This is a genomic window from Oceanibaculum nanhaiense (assembly GCF_002148795.1).
In the GTDB taxonomy this organism is placed as follows: Bacteria; Pseudomonadota; Alphaproteobacteria; order Oceanibaculales; family Oceanibaculaceae; genus Oceanibaculum; species Oceanibaculum nanhaiense.
The window spans coordinates 19,581-30,262 of record NZ_MPOB01000017.1 but is presented as its reverse complement, the minus strand read 5'-3'; the positions used below and the strand labels follow the sequence as shown (position 1 = coordinate 30,262).

Sequence of the window (10,682 nt, the reverse complement as noted above, 5' to 3'; positions counted from 1 at the left end):
CCGTCGCCGGCCACCGCGCTGTCCAGGCAATGGTCGATATGGTCGCGGATCAGGACGCGCTTGGCCTCGCTGATCGCCCGCTCGACCGCATGAAGCTGCTGGGCGAGGAGCACACAGGGGCGGCCCTCATCCATCATGGCGATAACGCTGCGCAGATGGCCTTCCGCGCGGCGCAGCCGTTTCAGGATGTCATCATGGTGATGGTGGGGATCATGTACGTTCATGAGCCGAAGATATCCCCCCTGGGGGGATTGAAGCAACGCCGTTTTCTCGATATTGTTCGGTCGTCCCGATGCTTGCGGACGACCGGAACTCGAAGGTTCTTTTATGTCTTTTCGGCATGTGCTGGCCGCCCTGCTGGTTCTGATGGTTGCGCTGGGGCCTGTGGCGCACGGCCATGCGGTTCCCGGCGATGCCTTCACGGCCGGGCATGGGCATAGCCATGATGATGGAGAGGCATCGGAACGCACGGCTTCGTCGTCGGGCGATCATGTGCATGACGCCTGGCGCCTGCAGCCCCTGACCGTCCTGTTGTTGCCGGTGTTCTTCGAGATGAAGCCCGGACAGGGCGAAGCCAGCGCCTTCTCGCGGACTCCGGGGCAGCCGGAAAGACCGCCGCGCCGCGCCTGATATCGCCGTTCGCGGCCGCCTCGGGCGGCTCATCAACCCGACGATATTGGACATCATATGCTTCGAAACGATTTTGATCGGTCTCGGCCGCTTCACCGGCTGAGACCGTTGCTTGGCCTGCCGGTTCTGCTGGCGGTGCTGCTGCTCGCCGGTCCCGCCTTCGCCCATGCCGTCACGGAAGGCGACAAGGGCTACATCCTGGAGATCACCGGGATCAACCTGATCCCCTTCACCTATCTGGGCGCCAAGCACATGGTCACAGGGTACGATCATCTGCTGTTCCTGCTGGGCGTCATCTTCTTCCTCTACCGGGCGAAGGACATCGCCCTTTATGTCAGTCTGTTCGCCATCGGCCATTCGGTGACCATGCTGTTCGGCGTGCTCTCGGGCATCAGTGTCAGCGCCTACATCATCGACGCCATCATCGGCCTGTCGGTGGTGTACAAGGCGCTCGACAATATGGGGGCCTACCAGCGCTGGTTCGGCTTTCAGCCCGATACCAGGGCCGCGACGCTGATCTTCGGCCTGTTCCATGGCTTCGGCCTGGCGACCAAGCTCCAGGAATATGAGATCGCCGAGGACGGGCTCATTCCCAATCTGCTGGCCTTCAATGTCGGCGTCGAGATCGGCCAGCTGCTGGCCCTGGGCGCCATCCTCATCGCCATCAGCTACTGGCGGCGCAGCGACAGCTTCCTGCGTCATGCCTACACCGCCAACGCCGCCATGATGACCGCCGGCTTCATGCTGGTGGGCTATCACATCACCGGCTATTTCGTCGCCTGATCCAGGGAGACCAAGATATGTACAACAGCAATATCCCCAGCCGCGACCAGCTACCCAGCACCCGGCAGCTGCTGCGCTCCACCTTCATCGCCATCGCCACGGCCATCGTGCTGCTGGTGACCACGGTACTGCCCGGCGAATATGGCATCGACCCCACCGGCATTGGCCGGGTTCTGGGGCTGACCGAGATGGGCGAGATCAAGGAACAGCTTTCCCGGGAGGCCGAGGAGGACCGACTGAAGGACAGCCAGCCGGCGTCCGCGCCAGCCAGCGACAAGCGCTCCAGCCTGATCGGCACGGTGCTGGCCGAGCTGTTCCTGGCGAAGCCGGCCGCCGCTTCGGTGCAGCTCGCCCAGGCCAAGGTCGAGGAATACACGCTGACCCTGAAACCCGGCGAAGGCGCGGAAGTGAAGCTGGAGATGCGCAAGGGCGCCAAGGTGGCCTTCGAGTGGAAGACGGCCGGGGGTGGCGTGAATTATGACACGCATGGCGATCCCTACGACGCGCCGCGCGATTTCTATCACGGCTATGGCAAGGGGCGTGCCTCGCCGGGCGAGAAGGGCGTGCTTGAAGCAGCCTTCGACGGCCACCATGGCTGGTTCTGGCGCAACCGCACTGGCAAGGATGTAACGGTGACGCTCCGCGTGGAGGGTGAGTTCATCGCCCTGAAACGGGTCGTCTGATCCCGATCCCCCTCCCGCATCGTTGGCAAGATACGGGAGGGGTGAAGGAGTTAGCGATGGAGCTTGTCGGGCAGGCATGGGCACTGGTTTCCGCCTGGCAGCGGGAAATCCTGGCGGCGCTGTCCGCGATCCTGCGGGCCGGCGACATGCCGGCCCTTCTCGCGCTGGGGGCGGGGCTTGGCGCGCTGCATGCCATGACGCCTGGGCATGGCAAACTCGCCCTGGCGGCCTTCCTCGCCGGCAGCCGGGGCACGGCCCTGAAGGGGCTGCGGATCGCGGCGATGGCGGCCCTGATGCATGTCGCGACCGGCGCCGTGCTCTATGCCCTGTTCGCCGCGCTGCTGCGTCCGGCAGCCAGCCTCAGCGGCCGTGGCGAGCCCCTGGTAACGACCCTCGGTTATGGGCTTGTCGCGCTGGCCGGGGCGCTGATGGTCCTGCAGGCTTTCCGACCGCGCGGTACATCGCACCATGCGGCATTCACCATAACGGCCGGGATTGGCGTCCTGCCCTGTCCCCTGACGATCACGGTGCTGGGATTTGCGCTGGCCCAGGCATCCATGGCGCATGCCGCCATTCTGCTTCTGGCGCTGGCGCTTGGTGTGGCCGTCACGCTCGCCACCGTCGCCCTTACGGCGGTTTCCACCAGCCGGATTGTTGTCGGAATAACCAGGCATCACGCCGCACGATTGGAGCAGTTTGGCCGCTATCTGCAGGTTGGATTCGGGTTCGCTGTTGTCCTGCTGGCTGCGCTTGGCGGGTTTGGGAGTGTTTCGTGACCGGCGTTTAAGGGGCACTAGCTCAGCCATTCTTTAAATTTTTCCAAGGACATCATCCAAGGATCCGGCCGGGAAAGCGCCCTAACACTGCCTGCATCCCCCTGGAACCTTGTTTGCCGTTCTAGGACTTCCACCCTCAACGAAGCGCCTATGAATCGGGACCCAGCCATACATAAATCGGCGCCGAGGTTTAGGATTCGCTGGATGCCGTTTCCATTTGGAGCGGCAATTAACGAATTTATCATCATTTTTGGTGAAGCTACCTGCAGGGATGATTCTGGCTGGCTAAAGCAAATTGCGTAAAAAAAAGCCGGTTCCTTGTGGCGGGATATCCAAATGGACCAGCAGATCGCGAACCTTCTGAACGTAACCCGCACTGGCGCCGGTGACCGGACGCTTGTTCTCTGTCATGGGTTCGGGACCGATCAGACCGCCTGGGCGGCCCAGGTGGAGGCGCTCTCGCAACATTACCGGCTTGTGCTGTTCGATCTGCCAGGCTGCGGCGGCGCCCAGAGGGAAGCCTATGACCAGCACCGCCATGCCACGCTGCACGGCTATGCCGACGACCTGATCCACCTCTGTGACGAGCTGGGAATCGAAGACGCCATCTATATCGGCCATTCCGTTGGCGGGATGATCGGTTGCCTGGCGCAGGCGGCGAAGCCCGGCCTGTTCAGGGCGATGGCCCTTGTCGGCGCATCGGCACGTTATCTTGACGACGGCGACTACGCAGGCGGGTTCGGCCAGGCGGATGTTGACGGAATCATCCAGGCGATGCAGCAGGATTATATCGCCTGGGCCAGCGGCTTTGGCGAGTTGGCCATGGCCAATCGCGACCGCCCCCATCTGGCGCGAGAGTTCACCCGGTCGTTGCTGGCCATGGAGCCGGATATCGCCTGGCGCATGGTCCGCACGATCTTCACCTCCGACCATCGTCGCGATGTGACGCGGGTTCTCGGTCCGGCGCTGGTGCTGCAGACCGCGCAGGATGCGGCGGTGCCAATGTCGGCCGCGCAATGGCTGGCGGACGCTATTCCCGAGGCCGAGCTGCAGGTGATCGAAGCAGAGGGTCATTTTCCACACATCAGCGCACCGGACGCGGTTAACAACGCGCTGGCGCGTTTCCTTGCAGCGGTGGGCTGAATCATGCCCTCCTGGATTGATTTCTGTGCGCGTGCCCGGAAGCTGGTCGGGGCCGATGCCGCCTTCCTTCTGGAGCGCCGGGGCGGGGCCGGCGCATTCCTGATCGCCTCCAGCCCGATCCTGATCCAGGGAACCGTCTCTCTCCGTCCCGCACAAGCCGACGGGACGTTCCTGGGGCCAGCCCTGCCCAGCCTGATCGTATCCAGCCTGGACGACACCCCGGCCCATATCTTCCATCTCCCCCTGTCCGATGGCGCCGGAGATGGGCCAGAAGTCGAGGTGCTGTTTATCTGGTGTCAGGGCGCCGATGTCCCTGTCCATTTGCCGGACCTTGTCGATCACCTTCGGGGAGAATGGTACGACCTTTGGTCACTCCGCCGGACGGACCGACAGTCGGAGGTCAATGGCGCGCGTCTCCTGGCGATCATGCGGGCCTTGCCCCAGGCGATTGCCTTCGTCGACGCCTATGATCCAAGGGTGCTGATCAACCGGCAGGCTGCTGAGATTCTCGGCCTGACTACCGGCGAAGTGGCCGCGGTCGATTTCGCGGCGGCACTGTCCCTTTTGGTGTCCCGTTGCACGGATGCCGATGAAATGCGGGAACGCGCACGGCAGATGCTCGCCGAAACAGACGGCAGGATGCAGAACTGGATATGGCGCTTCGCGGACGGGTCTGCCTTCCTGAACGTCACGACTGTTCCCGTCATCGACAGCCTGGCCTCTGGGCGGCTTTGGGTGTTCGAGGATATCTCGGAACGCGAGCGGCTGATCGCCGATCTGAGGGAAGCGAGGATGGAAGCTGAGAGCGCCAGCGAGGCGAAGTCAGCCTTTCTCGCCAATATGAGCCACGAGCTGCGCACGCCATTGAACGCCGTGATCGGTTATGGCGAGGCCATGCAATATGGCATTGGCGGTACGCTACCGGAGCGGCATCTCGACTATGTGGAAATGATTGTCCGGTCAGGCCGGCTGCTGCTCGATCTCATCAATGATGTGCTTGATCTGTCCAAAATCGAGGCTGGCAAACAGCAGCTCGCCATCGAGACCGTCGACCTTGCGGAAATTGTCGAGAGGGCGGTCCAGACCCTGCTGCCGGTCGCCGAGGATCGAGGGATAGTGATCAGATCGCAGCTGCAGACATCGCCCCTGTCGATCGCGGCGGACGAACGCGCGACCCTGCAGGTCGTCCTCAACCTGCTGTCCAACGCCGTGAAATTCGCGCGCAGTGAGGTCACATTGTCTCTCGTCGGGCCAGGCGCAACAGCTAGCCTCCATCTCACTATTGAGGATGATGGCCGCGGCATGACCGAGGCGCAGATAAGGCGGGCGATGGAGCCGTTCCAGCAGATCGAGGATGTGCCCTATACCAGCCAGGAGGGGACCGGCCTGGGGCTGCCCATTGCGGCCAGGCTGACGGCTCTTCAGGGAGGCTCATTGCGGCTTCAGCGTGGTGGCTCCGGCGGAACGCTTGCCATTGTCACCTTTGCCACCGCCGGCGAACAACGGGCCATCAGGATGCAATAGAAGATTGCATTTTATGCGAATGTATATGCAGGTTTAAAGGAAGCAGAATGCAACAAGAGCGAACCGTGACGGTCATTGACGACCTTTTCAATCACATCGCCCCCTTTACCTACTGGGTGATTGTGGCGCTCTGGACTGTCATTCTCCTGGTGTTCTTTCGCAAATACGGGCGGATCGGCACCGAGGAGATGGCGCTGAAGACATTGGTCTTCGTGCTGGCCATCGATGCTGCGAGAACCCTGTTCGAGAATCTGTATTTCGGGATTTATTTCAACTCCCTGTACGGCTGGCTGCCGAGCGCCTTTCAAGAATTTCTCAGTACCCCGACGCTGCTTGCCCTGCCCAAGCTGGTCAATATCGCCGCCGCGATCATCGTGTTGCTGGTCCTTATCCGGCGGTGGTTTCCTGAAGCCGAACAGGGGCAGCAGCAGTTGCATCGGGCGTTGAATGCCTCCGAGCATGAGGTCCTCGAAGCGCACACGCGGGAAACTGCCATGCGCAACCAGTTCATTGATGCGATGGAGAGCATTCCCGACGGTCTGGCCTTGCTTGATGCCGACATGAAGGTCATCGCCACGAATCGTCGCATGGTGATGGTCAATCAAGATAATGGCGAGCGCTCTATCTCTGGCCTTTCTATTCAGGACTGGCTTCGGGACGCCATGGATTTTTCCAGCGCTGGCGGCCTCACAGCCGAACAACTGGCGGCGAAACTGCTATCCGGTACGCCACTAGAGGTCCAACTCGTCGATGGTACCTGGGCGATGCTGACGCATCGAAAATCGCCCACGGAGAACCATATTCTCGTCGCTACAGATATTTCCGCTATCAAGCAACGCGAACAGGAGGCCATCGAGGCTAGGATGAATGCCGATGAGGCCAACCAGGCCAAATCGACCTTTCTGGCCAACATGAGCCACGAGCTGCGCACGCCGCTGAACGCGATCATCGGTTTCTCCGATATCATGCGGCAGGAGATGTTCGGCGCGCACAGCCGGAAGGAATACCGCGAATACGCCGACGACATCCATAGGAGCGGAAACCACCTTCTGCAGGTCATCGAAAGCATCCTGGACCTGGCCAAGATCGAGTCTGGGCGCGTTGATCTGAAGCTGGAGCCAATCGACCCTGCCGGGATCACGGAAGAGGTCACCGGCCTGCTGTTCAACGAGGCCGCCCAGCAGGGATTGGCGATTTCCAGTCACGGGACCAAGGATTGTCCGGCCTTCCTGGCCGACCGGCTCTGCGTGCGGCAGATGTTGATCAATCTCGTCGGTAACGCCATTAAGTTCACCCCGGCGGGTGGACGTATCCGGATCAGGTTTGCGGCGCAGGAGGGGGGAGTGACGGTGGCCGTGGAGGACACCGGCCCCGGCATGACCGAAGCGCAGATCGATGCCCTGGCCCAGCCTATCGTCATCGCGGATCGCGTGGATATTGCCCGCAGCAACCGGGGGGCGGGCATGGGGCTGTCCATCGTGAAGGGGCTCATCGAGGCTCATGACGGCAGCATGACCGTCTCCAGCAAGCCAAACCTTGGCACAAAGGTTGTACTGACGTTTCCGTTGCAGGTTCAGCCCAGCATCGATCAGACGGCCTTGTAGACGATAGTTTAAACGGAACTGCCAGCCGCATTGGGAGAACTGAACGGCGCCCCGTCGGGTCGTCGCCACCCAATACAGTCCCACGGAAACTGCGCAACCAACTTCCGCATTCCCCGTTACTCATTGAGCCGTATGCTATTGGCGGCCCTCTGGAAATACAAGAATCAGGAGTTGGGAAGATGGCAATGATGAACCAGGCGAATGGCCAGGGTGAAGAAATCTTCGATGATGATGGCGACAATCTCATCGAAACCGGTGTCGGCTTCGACACGGTAATCGGCGCCGCAGGCAACGATACGATCTCCACCGGCATCGGGTTCGACCTCATCGATCTCCGCGCGGACAGTTCCGGCGCCAATGAGGTGCAGGGTGGCAAGCAGGGCGACACGATTTTCGGTGGTGGCGGCAGCGAGACCCTTGGCGGCGGCCAGGGCCATGATTCGATCGATGGCGGCGCTGGCAACGACATCATCATCGGCGGCAAGGGCAAGGATACCACGACCGGCGGTGACGGTGCCGATACCTTCGTTTTCTATGAGGAGAGCGGGGCTGACATCATCACCGACTTTGACGCTTCCGCGGATTTCATCAAGGTTGTGAGCGATTTCAACGGTACAGGGATTGCGGTTGGAGCCGACGTTCTTGCCTTAGTTACCTATGCCGATGGCAATGCCATCCTCGACCTGGGCGGAAGCAATCGCATCACCCTTGAGGGCGTGGCGGCTGATTCCCTGACGGCGGACAATTTCATCGTCTTCAGCAACGAGGACGAGGGCGATGATGATTCCGGAGAAACACCCGAGCCTGAGATTTCGGTCGGAACCGAAGGCGATGACCTTCTCGAGGGGACCGAAGGGGCCGAAACCCTTTTCGGCGCGGCTGGCAATGACACCCTCACCGGCGGCGATGGTGCAGATACGGTGCGGGGTGGCAGCGGCCATGATTCCATCGAGGGCGGCGCCGGCGATGACTATCTCGTGGGCGGACGCGGCAACGATACGATGACGGGCGGCGACGGTGCTGACCGCTTCCTGCATCTGGAAGGGCAGGGCGAAGACGTCATTCTGGATTTCGAGATGTCTGACCGCCTGGTCCTTCAGGCGGAATATGGGGATATGCTTTATGATGCCGCATCCGTGCTGGATGCAGTGCTCTATACCGACGAAGGTGCCGTCATCGAGTTTTCCGAAGGCGATTCTGTAACCCTGATGGGGGTGGCAGAGGGCAGCCTGACGGCCGATAATTTCGAGATCATCGGATAAATAACCTGCCGACTAGGAAGATGGCCGTCCGCCCTGCGCGGGCGGCCATTTCTGCTTATGGAAACCCCGCTATAAGCAGCCGTTACGGATGTCATCTACAGAAGGGTGTTCGGATACCTAGCCGGCGATGCAATCAAGCTAATATTAGAATGCATTGTGGAGTATCATTGTAACCAACAGGGCCTGCAGACCGTGGGGCAGCAATTTGGACCGTATCTTCATCGGCGCAGGTTTTCTGGACAGCTGCACGGAGCTGACCCGCTTCGTATATGAGTATTGGCTCTGCAAGGCTGGGGGGCGGCGGCTGGCGTACAGAGAGGATATCGAGCCGGCGGATCTGATTCGTGCGCTTCCTGGCATTCAACTGGTCGATGTGCTGCGGGATATGCCCCATGAAGGTGACATAAAGCGAGGATATCGCTTCATATATCGCCTTCTGGGGACCAAGGAAGTGAGTGTGCGCCACGGCAATCCCGTCGGCCTGCCTGTCGAAGAAGGCTTTTTCGGCAACGATATTGAGCGGGTACTGAGCAATTACGCGAAGGTTGCTGAAACGGGAGATATCGTCTGCGATTTCGAGGAGGTCACCGTGCCGGCCGGCTATCGCGTTCAGGATGTCTCTCTCTTCCTGCCGCTGACCCTGGACGGCAAATCGGTGCAGCAGATCCTCGTTTACAGCGAGCAGAGTATTTTGCGCTAGCCTTTGGCTATTTTCCTGTTTCACCATCATTGGCCAACCCGGCCTCGATCAGCCGGTCATGCAGTTCCGTCAGCCGCGTCTTGCGGTCGGCGTCGTTGGCCGCGCCGTCCATGACGTTGGTCAGGAAATCCGGCTGCTTCACATAGCGTTGCGCCAGCTCGCGCACACGGCGCAGGTTGGCCCCCTTGATGAGGGTGCCATTGCAGCACAGATCGATCAGCGGCAGCGCCTTTTCCGCTGAATTGCTGCCGCGCTTGACGATGCGGTCGAGGATGCCGCTCTCGTCCAGCAGATTGTTCTGTACCTCTTCCATGCGCAGTTGCAGCTTGCCCCGGAACACGGAGGGCAGCGGTGCGCCCATCAGGATGGTGTGCAGCTCGGTCAGGCCGCGCAGCCGTTCCGGCACGGAGGCGGATTTCGGCGCCACGTCGGAGGCGACCGTGCGATCCTGCAGCAGAAAGTCGATATACTTCTTCAGGAAATCGTAATTCTGCGGCCCGATCATCTTGCGATAGAGGTCGAGGCAGCGCTGCAGCCGTTCGGCCAGGCGCGGCGCGCCCACCATCAGGTCGTGGATGTTCTGGTCGTTAACGAGGCGGGACAGGCGGCGGGCCAGGGCCGCTTCCGTCGTCTCCCCGCCAAGAAACTGTCCATTCTTCAGGCGCACCCGCTGGGCAACATCCAGCGTCGCCTGCAATTCGGCAGATGTCGGACCGTCGGTCATCGGGTAGGTGCCGGTGACTGCCATCAGCATCTGCGCCTGCAGGGCGGCAGTGACGTTCGGCTGCGCGGCACGTGCCTGCAGGTTCATCAGGCGTTGCGCCAGAGGCGGGTCCGAAGGGACCGGCGCCGGGTCGTCCGCCTTGCCGGAGGCCAGCTTGCTCAGCAGGGCGATGCGCTCGCCCACCGTCTTGCCCTGCTTGCCGATGATCGTGTCGAGGCCGGCCGGCAGCCGGATGATCTCCGATAAGGCCATATCCAGGGCCACCATGTCGGCAGCCGGCGGTTCAGCCTCATAGAGGGTGAGCAGCAGCCCGGTCTTTTCGTCCCAGCCCTTTTCCTTCAGCAGGGCCCTGGCGAGCATGAGGTTGAGGCGGAACAGGCGCTGCTCCTCCTCGGCCGGAAGGGAGGCCAGCTGTTCCTTCAGCCGTTTCGGGTCCAGCGCATCCACCGGGATGGCGGTAACCGCCTCCAGCGTGCGGTTGCGCACCCCGTCGCACAGCGCGTAAATCTCCTTGATGCGGCCGGCCACATCGCGGTTCTTGGTGCCGGACACCTGGGCGATCGCGACCTTCTGCACGGCGCCGGAATAGGCGGTGCCGGCGTTCTCCAGCTTCTTCTGCAGCTCCTCGCTGAACAGCAGTTCGGTCGGAGTCGCGCGCATGGCGTCCAGAAAGCTGCGGCAATGCCGCGAAATCAATTCGCGCGCACCGACAGTATAAAGATCGTCCGGCGCCTTGCAGAGCGCCGCTTTCGCCAGTTGCTCTTCTGTCTGGGGCAGCGTCGTTCGGTTGGGCATTTTCTATGCTGTGCATTGTGATCGGTTTCGGGACCGCAAAGATGATGGCGTAGCGTAA

The 10,682-nt window shown here is 61.5% G+C and carries 11 protein-coding genes; 9 read left to right on the top strand and 2 right to left on the bottom strand.

The features are described 5' to 3' along the window. On the bottom strand, positions 1-224 hold a 224-nt coding region (locus BKM74_RS17875), incomplete at its 3' end, for a metal-sensing transcriptional repressor (protein WP_086467076.1). Positions 225-327: 103 nt separating this feature from the next. On the opposite strand from BKM74_RS17875, the gene BKM74_RS17870 reads away from it, so the two are divergent. From BKM74_RS17870 to BKM74_RS17830, 9 genes are all read left to right on the top strand, one after another. Beyond that, positions 328-630, top strand: a complete 303-nt coding sequence (locus BKM74_RS17870; RefSeq protein WP_086467075.1) for a hypothetical protein — start codon at positions 328-330, stop codon at positions 628-630. A gap of 108 nt (positions 631-738) precedes the next feature. Next, the gene (locus BKM74_RS17865; RefSeq protein ID WP_245825994.1) at positions 739-1,413 is read left to right on the top strand and encodes a HupE/UreJ family protein; all 675 of its coding nucleotides are present in this window, start codon (positions 739-741) and stop codon (positions 1,411-1,413) included. Positions 1,414-1,430: 17 nt separating this feature from the next. After that, the gene (locus BKM74_RS17860) at positions 1,431-2,096 is read left to right on the top strand and encodes a transmembrane anchor protein (protein ID WP_086467073.1); all 666 of its coding nucleotides are present in this window, start codon (positions 1,431-1,433) and stop codon (positions 2,094-2,096) included. 56 nt (positions 2,097-2,152) lie between these two features. Beyond that, positions 2,153-2,872 carry a hypothetical protein gene (locus BKM74_RS17855; protein WP_086467072.1) on the top strand — a complete coding sequence of 240 codons (720 nt, stop codon included), beginning with the start codon at positions 2,153-2,155 and terminating at the stop codon, positions 2,870-2,872. Between the two features lie 336 nt (positions 2,873-3,208). Next, positions 3,209-4,015, top strand: coding sequence for an alpha/beta fold hydrolase (locus tag BKM74_RS17850; RefSeq protein WP_086467071.1), 807 nt, complete (start codon positions 3,209-3,211; stop codon positions 4,013-4,015). Positions 4,016-4,018: 3 nt separating this feature from the next. Continuing rightward, on the top strand, positions 4,019-5,539 hold the full coding sequence (locus tag BKM74_RS17845; protein WP_086467070.1) for a PAS domain-containing sensor histidine kinase: 1,521 nt from the start codon (positions 4,019-4,021) through the stop codon (positions 5,537-5,539). 47 nt (positions 5,540-5,586) lie between these two features. Further along, positions 5,587-7,143 carry a sensor histidine kinase gene (locus BKM74_RS17840; protein ID WP_086467069.1) on the top strand — a complete coding sequence of 519 codons (1,557 nt, stop codon included), beginning with the start codon at positions 5,587-5,589 and terminating at the stop codon, positions 7,141-7,143. Between the two features lie 179 nt (positions 7,144-7,322). Next, positions 7,323-8,405: a calcium-binding protein gene (locus BKM74_RS17835; protein WP_086467068.1), complete on the top strand. Its 1,083-nt coding sequence runs from the start codon at positions 7,323-7,325 to the stop codon at positions 8,403-8,405. 205 nt (positions 8,406-8,610) lie between these two features. Further along, positions 8,611-9,105: a PAS domain-containing protein gene (locus BKM74_RS17830; RefSeq protein ID WP_086467067.1), complete on the top strand. Its 495-nt coding sequence runs from the start codon at positions 8,611-8,613 to the stop codon at positions 9,103-9,105. Between the two features lie 7 nt (positions 9,106-9,112). On the opposite strand, the gene BKM74_RS17825 is transcribed toward BKM74_RS17830, so the two are convergent. Beyond that, on the bottom strand, positions 9,113-10,624 hold the full coding sequence (locus BKM74_RS17825; protein WP_086467066.1) for a hypothetical protein: 1,512 nt from the start codon (positions 10,622-10,624) through the stop codon (positions 9,113-9,115). Between the last annotated feature and the right edge of the window lie 58 nt (positions 10,625-10,682).